The following is a 22,266-nucleotide window of genomic DNA, read 5'->3' as shown; positions in this document are numbered from 1 at the left end:
AAATGGATATAAACGGAAATACGGTATCTGTAAATAAATCATCAAAAGAGTTATTCGCCTTTTTCACCAAACTAGAAAACTACGAGCAGTTAATGCCTGAAAGTACTGAAAAATTTGAAGTTGAAGGAGACAGTTTTGTTTTCGGCTTAAAAGGAATGCCAGAAATACGATTAGTTATGAAAGAAAAAACCGAATTTTCTAACGTAACTTTAGGCGCTGCAAGCAGTAAGTTACCATTTACGTTAACTTCTGACATTGAAGAGACAGCAGAAAACCAGAGTAATGTTACATTAAAGTTTAATGGAGATTTTAATCCTATGATGGCTATGATGGTGAAAAAACCTTTAACCAAATTTATTGAAACCTTAACTGAAAATATTTCAAAATTATAGCATTAAGCAAATGAAACTTCTTTAATGCCAAATTCTTGAATAGTTTCGTTGCTTAGTTCTATTTGGAGTTTTCCACTTGATGACACTCCAATAATTTTACCCATAAATAAAACGTTCTTATCTGTTTTAAACATGCTTGGAACGTTTTTTTTATACAAAACATCTAAATAACGTTCTTCAAGCCTTAGGTATTCATGTTTTTCCAACTCGTTAAAATTATGTACGAGTTTATTTAACAAAACATCTAAAACCTCTTTTAATTCTAATTCTCTGTTCAAATTATCCTTCATAGATGTTGCCTTAAAGGACTTCTCTGAAAGAAAATTTTGATTTACATTTAAACCGATACCTATTACTGACGAAAAAATTTGCGTCCCTTTCAAAGTATTTTCAACAAGTACACCACATATTTTTCGTGATCCTGACATAATGTCGTTTGGCCATTTAATGGATGTTTTCGGTATTTCAAACTCTAAAAGAGTTTCATAAACACTCAAAGCAATACTAAAGTTTAGAAATTTTTGATTCGTAACATTTAGGTCTTTTGGACGAACAAACACACTAAACGTAAGGTTTGCACCTTCTTTAACAATCCATTGTGTTTTCATTTGACCTCTACCTGCAGTTTGATTCTTTGCCCAAACAACCGTAAAGTTTTCAACAGATGAATCTTCTGCCATATTCTTCAAAAAAGAGTTCGTTGAATCAATGGCATCAAGTTTGATTATTTTCATAAAAATTTTACAAGTAAAACTAGTGTCAATATTACACAATTTACTCGCAAAAAAATAATAACTTTGCTAAAACTTAATTTTTTTAATGACAAAAAAACAAGCCAGTACAGACGATTTATTAGCTGTGATTATAAAAGGAATTGATGATGTAAAAGGAGAAGACATCCAACTTCTAGATTTAAGAGAAATTGACAACACTGTATGTGATTATTTTGTAATTTGCTCAGGTAATTCAAATACTCAAGTAGATGCTATTTCAGGCTCAATACAAAAGGTCGTAAGTAAAGAACTAAGAGATAAGCCTTGGCATATTGAAGGTCAAGGAAATTCAGAATGGATATTAATGGATTACGTTAACGTTGTTGTTCATGTTTTTCAAAAGCATGTTCGTGAATTTTACGACATTGAAAGTCTGTGGGGAGATGCTCAAATAACTCAAATTAACCCCGCTTAATTAAAAACTGATTGAAACAAATTTTATGAGTGATAAGAAAAAAAACACACCTAAGTTTGGCTTTAACTCCTTTTGGATTTACATTCCAATAGCTTTACTATTCATTGGTCTTACCTTCTTTAATTCAGGAAGTATGGGATCTAGTGATATTTCAAAAAATGAATTTATTAAAATTTTAAATAAAAATGACATTGAACGAATATTAGTCGTTAATAAGTCATTTGCTGAAATATATATCAAAGATGAGGCTTCTCAAAAAGAGCAACACAAGAAGGTTGTTAACAACCCTTTCCATAGAAAAGGAGCTCCTCTTTACACTTATAACTTCGGAGATCTTCAGAATTTTGAAAAAGATTTGGAAGAATCTAAAGTTAAAAATGATTTAAACTTTGACTTAAAAAATAGGGAAAGAACTAGTTTCTTAGATAGCATTATAAGCTTTTTACCCTTTATTTTACTTATTGTTATTTGGCTTTTCTTTATGCGAAGAATGTCCGGAGCTGGCGGTGGCGCTGGTGGGGGTGGTCAAATATTTAATATAGGAAAATCACGTGCTACGTTGTTCGATAAAGATACTAAAGTAAAAACAACTTTTAAAAATGTAGCAGGTTTAGAAGGTGCTAAAGAAGAAGTACAAGAAATTGTTGATTTCTTAAAAAGCCCTGAAAAATACACCAAATTGGGAGGAAAAATTCCTAAAGGAGCGCTATTAGTAGGCCCTCCGGGAACTGGAAAAACATTACTTGCAAAAGCTGTTGCAGGTGAAGCTGGTGTGCCTTTCTTTTCTTTATCTGGTTCTGATTTTGTTGAAATGTTTGTTGGAGTTGGAGCATCTCGTGTTAGAGACCTATTCAAGCAAGCTCAACAGAAATCACCTTCAATAATTTTTATTGATGAAATAGATGCTATTGGTAGAGCCAGAGGTAAAAATAGTATGACTGGTGGAAATGATGAACGCGAAAACACCCTGAACCAATTATTAACTGAAATGGACGGTTTTGGCACTGATACGAACGTAATTGTTTTAGCGGCTACCAACCGTGCTGATATATTAGATAAAGCTTTAATGCGTGCAGGTCGTTTTGACAGACAAATTTATGTTGATCTACCAGACTTGAATGAGCGTCAAGAAATTTTTGAGGTTCACGTGAAACCATTGAAATTATCTGATAGTGTAAATGTAGAATTTCTTGCTCAGCAAACACCTGGTTTTTCTGGTGCCGATATTGCCAACTTATGTAATGAAGCGGCTTTAATTGCAGCAAGAAATAACAAAAATGCTATCGATCATCAAGATTTTTTAGATGCTGTTGATAGGATTGTTGGTGGACTTGAAAAGAAAAATAAAGTAATTACTCCTAAAGAAAAAGAAGTAATTGCATTTCACGAAGCAGGTCATGCTACGGTTAGTTGGATGTTAGAACATGCCGCTCCACTTGTAAAGGTTACTATTGTTCCAAGAGGTCAATCTTTAGGAGCAGCTTGGTATCTTCCTGAAGAAAGAAAAATTGTTCAAACTGAACAAATGTTAGACGAAATGTGTGCTACCATGGGAGGTAGAGCCGCAGAAAAATTAGTCTTCAATAAAATTTCAACAGGAGCTTTAAGTGATTTAGAAAAAGTTACACGACAAGCCAGAGCCATGGTTACGGTATATGGTCTTAACGATAAAGTCGGAAACGTAACCTATTATGATTCTTCAGGAAACGATGGTTTTGTAAAACCTTATAGTGACTCTACTGCTAAAGTAATTGATGAAGAGATTTCGGAAATTATTGAAGGGCAATATAAAAGAGCTATTAACATTTTAGAAGAGCATAAAGATAAATTAACTTTGCTTGCCGATAGATTACTGGAAAAAGAAGTTATTTTTAAGGATGATCTAGTAAAAATATTTGGTAAAAGACCATTTGAAAAAGACGATACATCTAAAACTCAAAATCAAGTAACGGAAGAATAAGTTTTTTGTTTTAATGAATTTTTTTAAAAAATTATTTAAATCATATACAGAATCATCTAAGGAAGGAATCAACCATCAACAGGTTAACCTTTCCTTAGATGATTTGTTTGTACACAATTTTATAAATAAGGGAGGTAAGTTTTTGTATTCTACATCAATTGAAGAAGTTATTATTAATCTTAAAAGTATACTTAAGGAGAATAACTGGAAACACATTACTTGTTCTGACTTTGATTTAGTAAAATTAGTTCAACAAATTGCTATTAATATCGAAAGTTCTCCCAAACAAACGATTCCTTTTTTTACATCGTGCGAGCACTTAATAGCTAATAAAGGTGATATTTTATTTTCCTCTAATCAATTAGGAAGTCATAAAATAGCTGAACTACCTGAATGCTTTATTGTTTATGCCACTACAAGTCAATTAGTCAAAAATACTAGTGAAGGATTAACGGGAATAAAAACACATTTCAGTGGTAATATTCCTACCAATATTAGTTCGGTAACCAATTATACAATACAAAAGAATAGTGACGATTTTTTAAACTATGGTAATAGTAACTCAAAAAATCTTTACCTACTTCTTTTTGAAGATTTATAAACTATGCAAAACTTAGTAACTAGAAGTATCTCTGCACTTGTATATGCAGCTTTGTTTATTTCAGCTACCGTTTATTCTTTAGAATCCTATACGGTTTTAATTGCTTTATTTTCGGCTGTATGTCTATGGGAATTCAACAAAATAGTTAATAATAAAAGCTTTGTTCCTTTTATTATTTTGCCTTTGGTAATATTTTATCAGAAATCATTTATATCCGATAAAATCATTATTTTTTTATTAGCCGTTACTCTGTTATGTTCCATTCGGTTAATTATTAATCTATACTCTAAAGACGTAAAGTATCCTCAAAACAATTTTGACAAATTTGATTCGTCATTAAGGTATATAATATTTCCTTTTATTTTCCTGATGCAACTCCCTATTATTAATGGGACTTATAATCCATATTTAGTTATTTACATTATTTTACTCATTTGGACTAATGATAGCTTTGCCTATTTAATTGGAAAAAATTTCGGTAAAACAAAATTATTTGAAAGTGTATCACCCAAAAAAACAATTGAAGGATTTATTGGTGGTTTTGCTTTTGCTATCATCGTAGCTTGTGTAATTAGTAATTACTCATCATTATTTTCTTTGATTGATTGGATATTAATAGCAATCATTGTTTCAGTTTTTGGAACCTTTGGTGACCTCGTTGAATCAAAATTTAAAAGGCAAGCTAAAGTAAAAGATAGTGGTACTATTATGCCTGGTCATGGTGGTTTACTCGATAGACTTGATAGTTTATTTTTCCTGAGTCCTTTCGTATATTTGTACATTCATTATATAATGTAATCAACAACTTTTTCCCTTTTATGGTAAATGACGACATCGATGCTAGGTTTAAGGAAGCCTTCGAAAAAGCTTCAAATATGGAAGGCAAACTACCTCCTGATGTAATGTTGCGCTTATATGCTTACTATAAACAGGCACTAAAAGGAGATCAGTTTTCTATTCATACTGACACCAAAGGATTAAGGAATGCTTTTAAATTCAATGCTTGGATTCAATTAAAAGGAATGAATCCCACTGAAGCGAAGGAAGAATACATAAAACTAGTTAATTCTATTATAGAACAAAACGATTAACTATTATTTGTTTTTTAATTTACCCTGCGTACCTTTACCTTTCGATACTATTGTAAACTAAATACGATTATAAATTAATTATCATGAAAAAACTAGCTTTGTCTTTATTAGTTTGTTTCGCAGTAGCTCAACTTACCTCTTGTAAGAAAGAAGCAAATAAAACTACAGAACAAAAAGAAACACCTGCTGTTGAAACTAAACAAGCGGCCTTCTCGTTAACAAATGCAGAAAATACAATTAGCTGGACTGCCTACAAAACGACTGATAAAGTACCTGTCAAAGGTCAATTTAAAAAAATATCTATTACTTCTGGAGGTGAAGGTGACAACGCAAAAGAAGCCATTAATAACGCTGAGTTTTCAGTCCCTGTAAGTAGCATTTTTACGAATGATTCTAGTAGAGATTTTAAAATTAGAAAATTCTTCTTTGGAGTAATGGATAAAACTGAATTATTGTCAGGTAAATTGGTTTTAGAAAATGACTCGATAGGTTATACGGACATTACCATGAACGGTGTTACTAAAAAATTACCTTTCCACTATACCTTAAAAGATAAAACATTTAGTTTAAAAGCTGCCATGAAAATTAGTGATTGGAAAGCAGAGAAAGCTCTTGACTCATTAAATACTGTATGTAAAGATTTACATAAAGGTGCCGATGGTGTTTCAAAAACTTGGGATGATGTTGCCATTGAAATAACAACAGTTTTTAAATAACAACTCTTACATCATAAAACAAAGCCTTAGATTACAAAATCTAAGGCTTTGTTACTTTTAAAGTAAAAATTAATGGATATAACTTATCCTTTGTAACATACTTATTCGCTTCCACCTTCGTTAAATCCGGTAACACCTGATACGGGCTTTCATCATGTTCTTTCAAATATTCAATAACTAATCCTTCTTTTGTTAAAGCAGAAATAACTTCTCCTAAACCGTGGTTCCATCCATACTCTTTACTTATTATCTCATTTTCTGAATCAGCATAAGTACCAGAATACTCTTCATAAATAACCTCTTCTTGATTATAGCCATATCTCAGTTTGGGTGGTTTTTCCAGATAATCAAACATCCAAACAATAGGATGAAATTCAGCCATAAAAAATACACCTCCGCTGTTCAACCTCGATGCAATCACTTTAGCCCATGGCTTTAGGTTGGGTAACCAGCCAATTGTTCCATAACTTGTAAAAACAATATCGAATTTTTTATCTATAAAATTATTTACATCATAAACATTACAACATATAAACTCCGCATCAAGATTCAACTCACTATTCAATTGAATTGCTAGCTGTATGCCTTCTTCTGAAATATCTATTCCAGTACATTTTGCACCTCTTCTACTCCAGCTTAAAGTATCTTGTCCAAAGTGACATTGTAAGTGCAATAAACTTTTACCTTGAACATCTCCAAGTGCTTCAATTTCGTAGTGCATAAGTGATGTCGCTCCTTTTTTAAAAGAGTCCATTTTGTACATATCACTCTTGGCATGAAGTGCCACTCTTTTGTTCCAAGTTTTTCTATTTACATCAAAATAATATTGATTATCTTTCATCATTCAATAATTTTTATGCAATATATATACGTTAATCGTAAATTACCAACTTCTAATTTACATTTCCCATCATTTTTTTTATTAGCCTTGAAAAAACTATAACTAATACACCTATAGTTATTGTTAAAACACCAAAACCTGAATATACTGAAACATATGTATAAAGTTGATGGAATATGGTTTCCTTAGCGAGAATACTATTGACTGATAGTCCTGTTACCACTTCGGTAACATCTCCTAGAAAACCTTTTGAAAACATCCCCAAATCTCCTTCGGAACCAGAGGTCAGTTTAGCTATTTTACCTGCAAAATAATGACCATAAAAATTGGCTGAGAACCATACGCCCATAATAAATGCCAAAAATTTAACTGGAGATAATTCCGTTATTTTGGACAATCCAATAGGTGACAAAAACAATTCTCCTATCGTTAAAATAAGGTAACCAGCTATTAAAAAGAACATAGGTGTTTTTCCTAATTCATCAGCATAATGCCCTGACATTGCAAAAACCGCAAATCCTCCGCCCAAAAAAATTAAACCTAGTCCAAATTTAATTACCGAGTTAGGGCTCTTTTTAATTCTATTTAAACTTGTCCATAACATTGAAAAAGGGATTGCTAACAAAATAATAAATCCAGAATTTATACTATTTGTTTGTGCAGCATTCATTCCTATAAGGTTTACATTTCTATCAGCAAATAATGTTAAAGAACTTCCAGCCTGTTCAAAAATCGCCGAAAATAACGTATAAAGCACCGTAAAGTATACAGCAACCAATAACTTTTTCCTTTCTAAAGAACTCACATTTTTAAGAATACGCACTATGTAGGTTATTAAAAACATTGTCACTATCCAAACAATATAATGTTCGAGCTCATGAAGATATACAATACATGCAAAAACAGGCACAAAAACTATAGTTCCGAGTACTATCAGATTTCCTTGAGTAATTCCCATAATCTTTTTGTTATACTCTTTGTCATCAGGAACTAATCCATGATTATTAAAAACGTTTTTATTTAATCCCCCCTTGAAAACAACTAAACCAAGAAGCATTCCTATTCCTGCTATAACAAAACCAAAATGCCAACCATATAATTCCGCTAACCATGCGCATAATAAAGGTGCTATGGCCCCTCCAATATTAATACCCATGTAGAATATTGTAAACCCCGAATCTCTACGAGAATCTCCATCTTTATATAATTTTCCTACAAAAGAAGAGATATTAGGTTTAAAAAAGCCATTACCAATTATTATTAAAGACAATGAACCATAAAAGAATATTGGATGCTCGAAGGTCAAAAAGAAATGCCCTAATGCCATTAAAACCCCTCCCAACATAATAGCTTTTCTAAATCCAAGAATTTTATCCGCTATCATTCCACCTATCATAGGCGTTACATAAACCAATGACATATAGGCCGCATAGATCCCAAAGGCCATTTCATCAGAATACAATAAATGTTTCGTCATATACAAAACCAGCAAAGCTCGCATTCCGTAAAATGAAAAACGTTCCCATAGTTCTGCAAAAAATAAATACAAGAGTCCTTTGGGATGCCCGAACACATCCTCTTTATAAGTAATATTTTGTTCCATTCAATATTGTTTTCAAGCAATATACAGACGTGGGGCATTAAGAAATATTATTGTTTTAAATTGTGATAAAAAATAACAATTGTGAGTATTTGTAACATTGAAATACAGCTGCTTGCGAAAAAACGAACTCTTATAATTATATAAAAAGTTGCAATATTGACTGATAAACTACGGCTCGAAAATTAATTTTCAGATCATATAAACTAACTTTACTACTTGATTTGTTAGATACATTTTTCCATTTATCAAAAATAGTATCATGAACACAACAAAAAATATGATTTCAATAAGAAAGACAAACAACTCTCCCATCTTAAAACACACTACATCAATACTTAAACTATTCTCTTTTTAGACATTTTATTACCTCTTTTAAGGATAGATGATCGTCAACCATACTACATATCCATTAAATCGAAATAACTGATATACTTTTGTCGTGTAATTGTTTTAATGCAATAGATTCCCCAAATATCAATTGCAATAGTATTAATAGTTTTTTTTCATGATAAGCTATCAAAACTAAAATATCATTCTTGATATTCCCCTTAAGTTTTGATAGCTTTTTTTCATATCTTTATTTTAATTTTTCCACTTTTCCATAATTATTTGGTGTGTTATTGCCGAACCAACTTTACTTCCTTCAGCAACCGATACAGCAACTCCGCTCCAACCTGTTTGCGCATCACCCACAATGTAAAAACCTGGTACCTCAGTTTCTTTATTTTCGTCAATTACATAAAACGACATTCCAAACCTACCTTCTTCGCTCGGTATTCTCATTTTATGAGCAAAATTTGTACTTTCTTGTGATTTGGTATCTGGTAAGAAACCTCCTTCCCTTTCAACAGACTCCCCTCCATCCAATTCGATACTTATTAACTTACCTTTTAACGAATGAAGTTTAATAATTTTATCCTCAATAATTTCAATATTTTTTGATTTCAAACTCTTTATCAACTCTATATCAACCACTTTATCTCCATTTGTAAACACGATCACATCATTTGACCAATGCGAAATTACTTTGGAAAACATTGGCGCTTTTACCGCATCTCCTATTACGGCTAATTTTTTATCTGCCATTTCAAAACCATCACAAAAAGGACAAGGGTATACGGACTTTCCATATACCTCAACTAAACCATCAATACCTATCGACTCAATATTATCTCTATGACCAGTTGCAACTACCACCCGTTTAGTCTTATACGCATTGAATTCAGTTTTAACTTGAAATCCATCTTCTATTTTTATCAGATCAATTGCCTTTTCATTTCTGTACTCAACACTACTATATTTATTCAATTGTTTTTTCGCTTCTTTAAAAATGTCCGTTGGATGTTTTCCATCTTGAGTCAAAAACCCATGAGAATGCTTTGTTACATTATTCCTTGGGTTTTCGGTATTTAACACTAGAGTTCTTATTCTACTCCTACCCAAAACTAGAGCGGCACTCATACCAGCTGGTCCACCTCCAATTACTATTACTTCGAATTTATTATTTTCCATGATTAATGTATATCAGTTTTCTCGCAAGTATACCTTAAAAAGAGTTTTATTATAACCGTTTTCAATTTACTTTTCAAATATTTATATAGGCTTAAATTATAATAATCATATCGTCTTACTTAATACATTGAGTAGAAATCAAATTAAACTACTGAAACAAAACCTCTTGAATAAGTACACACATTATTATTTGCGTTTTGTAAGGCGTAAATGACTTTCTCTTTTTGGACATTTTATTGCTATTTTATATAAAGGTATACTTCAATCTTACGTCAAAGAATTTTTAAAAAATTATCCAGAGGTATGTTTGCCAGCCTTAATTGTTTTGTTACAAGCAAATTACAACCGGTTATAATTACGTAGTTTAATTTATTTTTTTACATAAGCTAGCAAACTAAAACAACCCTTTTACACTTCCCCCTACATTCGTTTTGGTAGCTTTTTCGCTTCTTTATTGAAAAAACAAATTATTAAATAATGTGGTAAACAATTAATGTTAAAATCAATTTAAACATTTTAAAAAACAACATGAGAAAAGTTAAATTAACTTTGGTCTTATTGACCATTATCTTCACTAATTTAATGTATGCTCAAGAGGGGATGACTCCACGGGAGAAAAAACTGATTATTGAGAAATACAAAAAGAACAATAAAAATCATCAATTCAAGAAATCAGAACTTGATGTAATATATAACTATCTAAAAAATCAAGATACAAAAACAATTGACGAAGCTTGTACCGAAAACAATAAACGAGCATTTAAAAAAGAAAGCAAACAAGAAAAGAAAAGAAATTCAGCGCAAAATAACACATTGAATGCTTCCCCCATTAGCTTACCTACCAATGCCAAATTCCCAGGAGAGTTCGAAGAAATACAAGGCGTTTTTGTTTGCTATCCATACGAAGACAATGCACTTATGTTATCTGAATTTTCTAATGGAGACCCTTCATATTCTAAGTTTTTCAGAGAACTGATAGATGGGATTCAAGAAGCAGGAGTTAAGGTGTATATTAATGTTAGAAGTCAAGCCGATACGACACTTTTAATTAGACATTTCCAAGATAAAGGTACTCCTCTTTACAACTATGATTTTTTAATAAATCCAACAGATTCCTTTTGGACAAGAGATTTTGGACCGATTAATTTCTATTATGGAGCGAATGATGAAATCGGATGGGTAGATTTAAATTATGGAGGTAGACGTAAAGATGATGCCTTAACTCCAATATGGGCTGAACATTTTGATATATCTCATACCTATATGCCTCTTCTATTCGAAGGAGGAAACACCATCATGAATGGTTACCAATCATTAACAACTAGTGATAAGATTTATACTAATAATAGTGAACATTCTAAAGCTTATATAGATGAGACCTTTAAATCAGCATTCAATTTAAATGATTTACATGTTCTTGAAGCACTAAAATATGATGGATGGACAGGGCATGTTGATTTGTATATTGATATGATTAACGAAAATCGTTATGTTTATACAAAACAACCCGCAGAAATGGGGAACATACCCGACTATACTGATTATCAAACGATTTTAGATAATGTAGCCTATTTATCAACGCAAGAAAGTCCTGGAGGAGTAAATAAGCCATATTTATTTGATACTGTTCCTTTTCCAACAAAAGACGATGGATCTCAATATGACGACCCTTGGGACATTCATTGGTCAAGTAGAACTTTTAGCAATCACTTAATTATTAATAAAACAATAATTCAGCCAGTGTTTAATAATGGGCAAACTGGTGATATTGCAGGAGATCAAGCGGCTTTAGAGATTATTCGTAAATCATATCCAGGATATAAAATTATACCTATAGACAGTAGAGCTTTAATAGGAACTGGAGGTTCTATTCACTGTGTTACAAAAGAATTTCACGCAGAAAACCCTGTCAGATTTAAGCATTATCCATACTATGGAAAGATTGACAACTGCCAATCTAACTACACTGTTGATGTAGTCGTAACTAATAAAAGTGGAATTAATAAGGCCTCCTTATTTTCGAGAATTAAAGGAAGTTCATCTTGGAATCTTACCAATATGATCAAAGGTGAGAACAATCATTGGACTGCCGATATTACAACTTCAAGCGGAAGTAACCAAGTTATGGAGTATTACATTTCAGCTACTTCTAATAACAATAAAACAATGATCCATCCCATGACTGGTGATCAAGGTGGTGCCTTTACTTTTTGGTGTACTTCACAAACAGATACAGAAGCACCAACCGCTCCAACAAACCTAACTGCCTCAAATATAACTCAAACAACTGTAGACTTATCTTGGACTTCTTCTACAGATAATATTGAAGTAACTGGATATGAAATATACCAAGGGAGCACTTTAATTGCAAGTACGTCTTCTGGAACTACTCACTTAGTAACAGGTTTAACAGCAAACACATCCTATATTTTTTATGTAAAGGCTAAAGACGCTGCTGGGAATATATCTGTTTCGAGTAATGAGATAAATGTAACGACACTCGCAGATACCACAAACCCTAACGATTGTTCGAATATACCTAACTATCAAGGCAGTGCAAACTATTCAAATGGAGATAGAATTGTATACCAAAATCAAGTCTACGAGCGTATTAATAATCAATGGGTGTATCAGTTTGATTGTGATGCTACTCCCGCCGACACGCAAGCACCGACTGCACCAAGTGATTTAACAGCTTTAAATATCACGCAAACAAGTGCAGACCTAACATGGAATCCTTCCACTGATAATGTTGCTGTAACTGAATATGAAGTCTATCAAGAGAATACTCTTATTGGAAGTACTTCTTCGCTAACAAGTTTTAGCGTAAGTAATTTAACGGAAAACACTACTTATAGTTTTTCTGTATATGCAAAAGATGCAGCTGGCAACACCTCAATTGTAAGTAATATAGTTACTGTAAAAACTTTAGCCAATACAACCAACCCGAATGATTGTGCGAACATCCCTAGTTATCAAGATGGTGTAGCTTATAATAACGGAGATCGAATAGTATACAATAATAAAGTATATGAAATGATAAACGGCCAATGGGCACATCAATTTGATTGTAATTCGATTCCTGCTGACACAGAAGCACCATCAACTCCAAGTAATTTAACTTATGAAAATGTAACTGAAACCAGTGTTGATCTAAATTGGACAGAATCTACAGATAATATTGCTGTTGTTGCTTATGATATTTACCAAGGTAGCAGTTTAATAGGTAGTACATCTCCAACTACAACATTTAATGTTTCTGATTTAACTGAAAACACAACCTATAGTTTTTTTGTCCAAGCGAGAGATGAAGAAGGAAATACATCTTCCTCAAGCAATGTTATTTCTGTAGAAACTTTAACCACTGTAACCAACCCTAATGATTGTAGTTTAATCCCTAACTATCAGAATGGCGTTGCATACAACAACGGTGATCGCATAGTATATAACAATAAGGTTTACGAAATGGCAAATGGTCAATGGTCATTTTTATTTGATTGTAACACTACAGCGGATACCCAAGCACCAACAGCACCGAGTAACTTAAGCGCTTATAATATTACTGAAACTACTCTTGAACTATCTTGGAATGTTTCAAATGATAACGTTCTTGTTACAGCTTATGATATATACCAAGGAAATACATTAATTGGCAGAACCTCTCTAGGAACAAGTACAGTTTTTAACGTTACTAATTTAACTGAAAACACATCATATAGTTACACTGTTTATGCCAAAGATGAAGCGGGTAATGTTTCTTCTGCAAGTAACACTATTACGGTTACAACAATAAGTGCTGCAGATCCGAATGACTGTAGTAACATTCCAAATTACCAGAATAATGTTGCCTATTCCAACGGAGATAGAATTGTCTATTACAGTCAAGCTTATGAAATGATAAATGGACAATGGACTTATTTGTTCGACTGCTCTTCTTCTTATCGAATTTCAGCGGCTGAAACAACCTCCAAAACTATTGTATATCCTAATCCTGTTGAATCTAACTTTTCAATAACATCAGATATATCTATAAAAGGTGCTACATATGTTATTTTCGACGGAAATGGCAGGAAACTTAAAACAGGGCAATATGAATCAAATATTAATGTTCAAGAATTAAATTTAATATCAGGAACAACCTATTATATCAAATTTTACCTGAATGATGGAGTCATTGAAAAGAAATTCATCAAAAAATAATATAAAACTTCAATAATCTTAAATTCCGATGCCTGGTATTACCGCCAGGCATCTTTTTTATATCCTATATACACTTTTATTTTAAGCAGTATCTAACCAAAAACAACGGACTACTTAATAAAAACGCGCTACCCTATATCATACCACAGATATAACATCTTCAATCTATTAAACAACTAACAAATAAAATCTGACTAACACATATATACCAAGTATTTCATTTTACAATCAGCTCATCATTTCAATACTTAAAAATATATTATTTAGTTATTGAGATTTATCTTATCTAGAAATTCATCATATTACAATCTAATACAATTCTTAACCCTGTTTTTTATGAATTTCAACTTTAAATTTATTTTTTAAGAGAAGTCTTTATTTTTTACACTTCATTCTATTCTCCAATTTGTTATTACAAATTCGACATTTTCTTTTTTTTTCAGCCCTTCTAACACTTCAATCCTACGTCAAAGAATTTTCGGAAAATTATACAGAGGTATGTTTGCCGCCTTAATTGTTTTGTTTCGAACAAATTACAATCGGTTATAATTACGTAGTTTATTTATTTTTTCACATAAGCTAGCAAACTAAAACAACCCTTTTACACTCCCCCCATACATTCGTTTTGGTAGCTTTTATCGCTTCTTTATTAGAAAAAACAAGTATTAAATCATGTGCTAAACAATTAATGTAAAAAATCAATTTAAACATTTTAAAAAACAATCATGGGAAAAGTTAAATTAAGATTGGTCTTATTGGCCATTATCTTTACTAATTTTATGTATGCTCAAGAGGGGATGACTCCACGGGAGAAAAAACTAATTATTGAGAAGTACAACAAAAACAGTAACAACCATCAATTCACAAAATTAGAACTTGATGTCATATACAACTATCTAAAAAATCAGGATACTAAAAAAATCGATGAAGCCTGTTCAAAGTTCAATAAACGCGTTCCAACTAAAGAAGAAATCAGAAGAAAAAAAAAGAAGAAAAAAGAAAAGAGTTCTTCACAACGTAATTCAGTTATAAACACAACTCCCATAAATTTACCCTCTGATGCTAGGTTTCCAGGTGAATTTGAAGAAATACAAGGAGTCTTTGTTAGTTATCCATATTCATTTACTTTGGTTTCAAATTCATACGTCGAAATTTTGGATATATCTGAATACTCGGACGGATCTCCTTCCTATGCCAAGTTTTTTAGAGAACTTATTGATGGCATACAACAAGCCGGAGTAAAAGCTTATATAAGTATTCGTTCACAAACTGATATAGAAATATTAACCCGTCATTTTCGTGAAAAAGGCACTCCATTAACGAACTATGAATTCTTAATTAACCCTACAGATTCGTTTTGGACAAGAGACTCTGGTCCAATTAATTTCTATTATGGTACAGATGATAAAATAGGATGGGTCGATCTAAACTACTATGACGGTAGAGACGACGACGACAACTTAACTCCTCTTTGGGCTCAGAGGTTTAATCTTCCATATAGCTATATGCCTATTGAATACGAAGGAGGAAATATGTTAATGAACGGACAACAAACCTTAACAACAAGTGATAGGGTATATGACGCAAATTCAACATATACGAAAAGTCAAATAGATCAAATGTTAAAAAACTCGTTTAACCTTGACCATCTCCATGTATTAAAGTCTCTTATTTACGATGGTGGAACAGGACATGTGGATTTGTACATTGACATGTTGAATGAAAATCGTTTTGTATATACAAAACAACCAACCGAAATGGCTAATATTCCTGACTATCCAGATTACCAAGCAGTTTTAGATAACATTGATTATTTATCGACACAACCGAGTCCTGGAGGAGCTAATAAGCCTTATACCTTCGGTACCGTTCCTTTTCCTACTAGAGATGATGGCAGCGTTTATGATGATCGTTATGAAATTAATAGCACTAACAGAACCTATAGTAACCACTTAATTGTAAACAAAACAATTATTCAACCTGTATTTAATAATGGACAAACTGGTAATATAGCAGGAGATAATGCCAATTTGGAAAAAATTCGTCAAGAATACCCTGGATATCGTATTATTCAAATAGATGGCCGTATACTAGAAGGTAGTGGTGGTTCTGTCCACTGTGTTACAAAAGAGTTTCACGCAGAAAACCCAGTACGTTTCAAACATTACTCATACACAGGAGAAATTGACAATTGTGAGTCGAGCTACCCTGTTGACGTTGTCATTACCAATAAAAGCGGTATTAATAATGCTACTTTGTTTTCAAGAGCCAAAGGAAGTTCTTCTTGGAATCAAACAAGTATGACTAAAAGTGAAAACAACCACTGGTCGGCAAATATTACATTAACATCAGGTAATAGTCAAGTTACAGAATATTATATTTCGGCTACTTCGAATAATAACAAAACTATGACTTATCCAATGACAGGAGCTCAAGGAGGTGCGTTCACCTTTTGGTGTACTTCACAAACAGATACAGAAGCTCCAACCGCTCCAACAAACCTAACTGCTTCAAATATAACTCAAACAACAGTAGACTTATCTTGGACATCTTCAACAGATAATATTGAAGTAACTGGATATGAAATATATCAAGGTAGTACTTTATTAGGAACTACTGCTTCTATAACATCTTTTCCCGTTAGTAATTTAACAGCAAATACATCTTATACTTTTTATGTAAAGGCCAAAGACGCTGCTGGTAATATATCTGTTTCGAGTAATGAGATAAATGTAACAACACTTACCGACAACACAAACCCTAACGACTGTTCTAATATACCTGACTATCAAGAAGGCGCTACTTATTCTAATGGAGATAGAGTTGTTTATGAAAATAAAGTGTACGAACGTATAAATAATCAATGGGTTCATCAGTTTGATTGTGACGTAGCTCCTTCCGACACTCAAGCACCTAGTGTACCGAGTAATTTAACCGCTTCAAATGTCACTCAAACAAGTGCAGACCTAACATGGAATGCTTCGACTGATAATGTTGCTGTAACTGGATACGAGGTTTATCAAGGAAATACTTTTATTGGAAGTACCTCTTCAATAACAAGTTTTAGTGTCAATAATTTAATAGAAAATACTACTTATAGCTTTACGGTATATGCTAAAGACGAAGCTGGAAATATTTCAAGCGCAAGTAATACAGTCACCATAAAAACTCAAGCCGTTATTACAACTCCTAATGATTGTAGTAATATTCCTGCATACCAAAGTGGTCAAACATATTTTGAAGGAGACCAAGTAGTTTACAACAATAAAGTATATAAAGTTATTAATGGTAATTTTACGCATCAATTTGATTGTGATTCCACTCCTTTAGACACTGAAGTACCAACGGCTCCAAGCAATTTGAATGCCTATGATATTACTGAAACCACTTTAGAATTATCTTGGAATGCTTCGACTGATAATATTGCTGTCTTGGAGTATGATATTTATCAAGATGATCTTACTGTAGGGAGAACACCAGAAGGTATCACTACTTTCCATGTTTCGAACTTAACAGAAAACACATCTTATACTTTTACTGTATATGCTAAAGATGAAGCTGGAAATATATCAGGTGCTAGTAATACCATTACAGTGAAAACTCAAGCAGTTATTACAGCTCCAAATGATTGTAGTAATATTGCCGCATATCAAAGTGGTCAAGCATATTTTGAAGGAGATCAAGTAGTTTACAACAATAAAGTATATAAAGTTATTAATGGTAATTTTACGTATCAATTTGATTGTGGCTCTACTCCAGCCGATACTCAAGCTCCAACAGCTCCAAATAACTTGAATGCTTATGATGTAACTGAAACTACTTTAGAATTGTCATGGGATGCTTCAACAGATAATATAGCGGTAACAGAATATGATATTTACCAAGGAAATTCAATCGTCGGACGAACTCCTGCTGGTATTAGAAACTTTCATGTTGCCAATTTAATTGAGAGTTCATCTTATTCATTTGTAGTTTATGCTAAAGACGAAGCCGGAAATATTTCAAGCGCAAGTAATGTTGTAAATATAACAACAGCAGCCGCAGCTACAGATCCTAATGATTGTTCTAATATTCCTGCTTACCAAGAAGGAGCTACCTATTCACATGGAGATAGAATTGTATATCAGAATCAAGTATATGAAATGTCTTACGGACAATGGGTTTATTTGTTTGACTGTACCGCTTCTTCAAGAGGAACTGCAGCATTTGAAACAACATCTAAGGTTACAATTTACCCTAATCCAGCAGAGTCATATTTCTCTATTGCTTCTGACAAACCAATTGAAGGTACCACCTATGCTATTTTCGATACAAATGGAAAAATGCTTAAGTCTGGTAAATATCAATCTTATATTGATATTCAAGAGTTAAACTTAATCTCAGGCACTACTTATTATGTGAAATTTTACACTAATAACCAAGTAGTTGAAAAGAAACTTATCAAAAAATAACATAAAACTTCAATAATCTCAATTACCTATGTTTGGCACTGCTGTCAAACATAGGTTTCTTTCTGCTATATAGAGATCTTTTTATTTAATGTGCTTACATCTTCCGCACATAACTCCCTTCTTACTAACCGATTAAAAATTAAAAGCAACCTATAAAAATTTTGAAGAAAAAAATGAAAGTTATCACCACAAAAATTCAATTTACTTTTTGTTTACTTATATTTTTAACCCTAACAACCATTAAAGCCCAATCCATTTGGTCCAATTTTAAATATCCGAAAATAACCGTTATAGATCAAGGTGAAGGAACTCAAAATAACGCCAATGCTATTATAAATGCCATTGGTTCTACAGCAGAGAAAAGAGATTTGTTTTACAAAAAGATAATTCTATCAGTTGTAAAAGAATTGTATAAAACCCCCGAAGAAGTTCCTAATTTCAATAACCTCAAAATTATATTTAATCCAAGTTATTGTAACGGTATCGCGTCAAAAAGTGGTGTTCCTCCAAGTATTACCATAGAAAACAGTACTCCTTATTTAATGATGACTCTAAAACAAAGTGTTTCTGCATTATTGTATGAAATAAGTGGTACTCTAACTCATGAAATAACACATGCTTATAGTCATATTCCAAAGAATTCAGGAGATTATCAAGAAGGTACAGATTTTTATGGTTTTATTGAAGGAATTGCTGACTATGTGAGATTAAAGCAAGGTTATTCAACACAAGCCGACATAAGCATTGATGAAGAACACAAGTGGTTAAAAGGATACAATTGTTCTGCTTTTTTTATTAATTATTTAAACAATACGCATCCTAATTTTGCTTATCGTCTTAACAAATCATGTAAAACCACAAATCCTTGGTCATTTAAAAACGCTGTTGAACATATAATACCAGGCAAAACTATTGAACAACTATGGAATCAATACATCTCAAATGTAGCTATTAAAAGAGAAAACCTATACTTGCCTGTAGTAAACTTTACTGTAAACAAAACAGAGATAAATGTTGGAGAAGAAATCGTGTTTAAAAATGAATCTTTAAATTACCTGAAGTCTCGATGGATCTATAAAGGAAAAAGTTGCACTGAATTTACAAATGCAAAAGATTTAAAAATAAGTTTTGATGTAACTGGTACATATAAAGTTAAGTTAGAAGTAACAAACTTTAAAGGTCATCAAACTAAAGAAGTATCTATAACTGTAAGAGGTTGTGGTAACAAAGGTAATTTAGCATTGGGTAAACCTGTTTATTTTTCATCTATAGAAAAAGATGAATTCAGCGCTTATAAAATTTCTGATGGAGATGAAGACACAAGATGGTCTAGCAATTTTAATGATGATGAATGGATATATATCGATTTACAAAACCAAACGAAAATTTGTGGAATAGCCATTTCTTGGTTTTCTTGTTGTGGTATTATGATTGGAGCTAAAGAATTTGAAGTACTAGTTTCTAACGATGGTATTAATTGGTCTTCAGAAAGAATGCTGAAAAATAATTTTAACAACTATAACTATATCTCCATTGATACAGTAACTCGTTTTGTAAAAGTTAAAGGTATTAAAAGAGCTATATCAAGTTTTGGATATTCGATAAATGAGTTAAAAATATTTGGTGGTGATAATATTATTTCGAATGATTGTACTACAATTCCTAAGTATGAAAACGGGGTAATTTACAAAAATGGAAATCGAATACAACACCATAACAAAGTATACGAACTCCGCAATACTAAATGGGTATATCTATTCGACTGTAAGACGACCATTGATACTTCCGCTCCATCTGCTCCGGAAAATTTATCAGCATCTAATATCACCGAAACAAGTGTAGCTTTGTCTTGGAATATTTCAACGGATAATGTAAAAGTTACGGCATACGATATTTATCAAGGAAGTTCCTTAATCGGAAGAACTTCACCTGGAACAAGCTCAAATTTTAACGTAACTAACTTATCTGAAAATACCGCATATAGTTTTACTGTTTACGCTAAGGATGAAGCCAATAATGTTTCTAATGCAAGTAATACTATTTCTATTACAACACTAAATACTGCGGTAAATCAAAATGATTGTCGCTCAATTTCATATTTTAGGAATGGTGTTCGTTATGTTCATGGAGATCGTGTTATTTACAACAACAAAGCATTTGAACTACATAATGGGCAATGGATTTATTTATTCAATTGTACTTCAATATACGCAAGTACTGAAACAACTGCATCCAAAGATGAACTGCCTTCTGAAATAACAATCTATCCAAATCTGGTTGATTCAAGTTTTAATATAGCTTACTATAAACCTTTAAGTGGTGCAACCTACTCCATTTTTGATACAAACGGACGAAAACTCAAGTCCGGATTATACCATTTTAAAATAGGCATTAAAGAATTAAATCTAACTTCTGGGGCTACTTATTACCTTAAAATTTACACTGATCACAAAGTTTTTGAAAAGAAATTCGTAAAAAAATAGAAGAAAGACCTTAGTAAAAGTTTAAACCTGTGCATTATAAAACCGTGCATAGGTTTTTTTATAATACTGATAATTTTAAAGACTGTTATTCATCTGAAAAAACATTTATATAGACTCGTCAAATTCTATTACCAACGCCTCGTCTATGGATATATTTTCGGGTAAAATTCTTAATCTATATTTACTGTCACCTACGAATGTAATCAAATCCTTTCGTTCTAATCTATTTTCCTCGTTCAACTGCAAAATTGTATTGATATTATCAATAATACGAGTTATGTATGTTTGACTTTTTATTTCACCTCCATATCGAACTTCAATACACTGTTCAGTAGCATGATTAAACTTTCTACGAATTCCGAAATCAAGCAAATTTTTATACTGAGTCGTTTTTGCACCAAAATCGATTTTTTCTGTAATAATTCCTTTTGAAGGAATGGTAAGTTCAATTAACGACCAATCTAAAAATTTTATTTTCATTTCATTTGGCCTTGGTGTATTCGCTAGCTGAATTACCCAACTTGTAGCCAATACCAAAAATAAGCATACCAATGATGTTTTAGTGATTATCCTAATTAATTGATTTAAAAACTCATTACCCCATTCTACGAAAACGTCAGATAATTGAGAGGCAAATAATAAAAATACAATGACAATAGAAATTAAAGCTACGAGTTTAAGCCCTCTAAACATAAAGGTTCTGTAAAAAGATATAGCCATCAAATAACAAAGAAATGTTGTTAAAAGAAAATCAGGGACTCCCATTAGTTTTATTCCTACATAAACTTCATTTCTTAAACTTATTGACAATAACAACGTTAATGCAAAAACTACCGCTATGATAACTGAAATAATTTTCACATTTTTTTCGTTACGGTAAATAAACTGAGGAGAATAATACATATAGTACAAAGCCAACAACCAAAACAAGTTGTTAATGGTTGAAAATATATTCACTCCTACTTGATATATTAATGTATTTTCAAAAGAAAAGTAATTTCCTAACAACGCCCAAGTTCCTGAAAAAACCCAAACCAGCATTCCACAACTAAAAAACAAAAGCCCTCTATCAACTCTTTTGATAGAGTTCCCTTCTTCTAAAACAGATCGAAACCTCTTTCGAATATTATAGTATATCGCAAGCAATAATACCGCTCCAATCAATGAGATGAAAATATGGGATAAATTATGAAACTGTGTTACTTGGGACATCTTAAATTAATTTCTA

The 22,266-nt window shown here is 32.0% G+C and carries 15 protein-coding genes; 10 read left to right on the top strand and 5 right to left on the bottom strand.

Annotation, left to right across the window (positions count from 1 at the left end; genetic code table 11):
* Window positions 1-2: 2 nt before the first annotated feature.
* Window positions 3-392, top strand: a complete 390-nt coding sequence (locus BLW23_RS18650; protein ID WP_093672709.1) for an orotate phosphoribosyltransferase — start codon at window positions 3-5, stop codon at window positions 390-392.
* A 2-nt stretch (window positions 393-394) separates the two neighbouring features.
* Here the strand turns inward: BLW23_RS18650 and BLW23_RS18645 are convergent, their stop codons facing one another.
* Complete coding sequence (locus BLW23_RS18645) at window positions 395-1,126, bottom strand: biotin--[acetyl-CoA-carboxylase] ligase (protein WP_093672707.1); 732 nt, start codon at window positions 1,124-1,126, stop codon at window positions 395-397.
* 85 nt (window positions 1,127-1,211) lie between these two features.
* Here BLW23_RS18645 and rsfS point away from each other — a divergent pair, with 85 nt between their 5' ends.
* The 6 genes from rsfS (at window position 1,212) to BLW23_RS18615 (ending at window position 5,948) form a co-directional block, all read left to right on the top strand.
* Complete coding sequence (gene rsfS / locus BLW23_RS18640) at window positions 1,212-1,580, top strand: ribosome silencing factor (RefSeq protein ID WP_093672705.1); 369 nt, start codon at window positions 1,212-1,214, stop codon at window positions 1,578-1,580.
* 25 nt (window positions 1,581-1,605) lie between these two features.
* A complete protein-coding gene (ftsH, locus tag BLW23_RS18635; protein WP_093672703.1) occupies window positions 1,606-3,540 on the top strand; it encodes an ATP-dependent zinc metalloprotease FtsH in 1,935 nt (644 codons plus the stop codon).
* A 13-nt stretch (window positions 3,541-3,553) separates the two neighbouring features.
* Complete coding sequence (locus tag BLW23_RS18630; protein WP_093672701.1) at window positions 3,554-4,141, top strand: LUD domain-containing protein; 588 nt, start codon at window positions 3,554-3,556, stop codon at window positions 4,139-4,141.
* A gap of 3 nt (window positions 4,142-4,144) precedes the next feature.
* Window positions 4,145-4,939: a phosphatidate cytidylyltransferase gene (locus tag BLW23_RS18625; protein WP_093672699.1), complete on the top strand. Its 795-nt coding sequence runs from the start codon at window positions 4,145-4,147 to the stop codon at window positions 4,937-4,939.
* 20 nt (window positions 4,940-4,959) lie between these two features.
* Window positions 4,960-5,232 (top strand): acyl-CoA-binding protein, encoded by a 273-nt coding sequence (locus BLW23_RS18620; protein WP_093672697.1) that lies wholly within the window; start codon window positions 4,960-4,962, stop codon window positions 5,230-5,232.
* Window positions 5,233-5,315: 83 nt separating this feature from the next.
* Window positions 5,316-5,948: a YceI family protein gene (locus BLW23_RS18615; RefSeq protein ID WP_093672695.1), complete on the top strand. Its 633-nt coding sequence runs from the start codon at window positions 5,316-5,318 to the stop codon at window positions 5,946-5,948.
* 40 nt (window positions 5,949-5,988) lie between these two features.
* On the opposite strand, the gene BLW23_RS18610 is transcribed toward BLW23_RS18615, so the two are convergent.
* The 3 genes from BLW23_RS18610 to BLW23_RS18600 all read right to left on the bottom strand — a co-directional run bounded on the left by BLW23_RS18610 (window position 5,989) and on the right by BLW23_RS18600 (window position 9,904).
* Complete coding sequence (locus tag BLW23_RS18610; protein WP_093673193.1) at window positions 5,989-6,789, bottom strand: class I SAM-dependent methyltransferase; 801 nt, start codon at window positions 6,787-6,789, stop codon at window positions 5,989-5,991.
* Window positions 6,790-6,841: 52 nt separating this feature from the next.
* Window positions 6,842-8,392 (bottom strand): peptide MFS transporter, encoded by a 1,551-nt coding sequence (locus tag BLW23_RS18605; protein ID WP_093672693.1) that lies wholly within the window; start codon window positions 8,390-8,392, stop codon window positions 6,842-6,844.
* Between the two features lie 582 nt (window positions 8,393-8,974).
* The gene (locus BLW23_RS18600) at window positions 8,975-9,904 is read right to left on the bottom strand and encodes an NAD(P)/FAD-dependent oxidoreductase (RefSeq protein ID WP_093672691.1); all 930 of its coding nucleotides are present in this window, start codon (window positions 9,902-9,904) and stop codon (window positions 8,975-8,977) included.
* A gap of 528 nt (window positions 9,905-10,432) precedes the next feature.
* Between BLW23_RS18600 and BLW23_RS18595 the strand changes: the two genes are divergently transcribed.
* From BLW23_RS18595 to BLW23_RS18585, 3 genes are all read left to right on the top strand, one after another.
* Window positions 10,433-14,104, top strand: a complete 3,672-nt coding sequence (locus BLW23_RS18595; RefSeq protein ID WP_093672689.1) for a fibronectin type III domain-containing protein — start codon at window positions 10,433-10,435, stop codon at window positions 14,102-14,104.
* Window positions 14,105-14,829: 725 nt separating this feature from the next.
* On the top strand, window positions 14,830-18,555 hold the full coding sequence (locus tag BLW23_RS23535) for a fibronectin type III domain-containing protein (RefSeq protein ID WP_093672687.1): 3,726 nt from the start codon (window positions 14,830-14,832) through the stop codon (window positions 18,553-18,555).
* A gap of 173 nt (window positions 18,556-18,728) precedes the next feature.
* On the top strand, window positions 18,729-21,038 hold the full coding sequence (locus BLW23_RS18585; RefSeq protein WP_093672685.1) for a basic secretory protein-like protein: 2,310 nt from the start codon (window positions 18,729-18,731) through the stop codon (window positions 21,036-21,038).
* Window positions 21,039-21,143: 105 nt separating this feature from the next.
* On the opposite strand, the gene BLW23_RS18580 is transcribed toward BLW23_RS18585, so the two are convergent.
* A complete protein-coding gene (locus BLW23_RS18580) occupies window positions 21,144-22,250 on the bottom strand; it encodes a hypothetical protein (protein WP_093672683.1) in 1,107 nt (368 codons plus the stop codon).
* Window positions 22,251-22,266 lie beyond the last annotated feature (16 nt).

The sequence above is a fragment of the Tenacibaculum sp. MAR_2009_124 genome, assembly GCF_900105455.1.
GTDB lineage: Bacteria > Bacteroidota > Bacteroidia > Flavobacteriales > Flavobacteriaceae > Polaribacter.
Note: the sequence above shows the minus strand (reverse complement) of the source record. Positions and strands in the feature narration are given on the sequence as shown.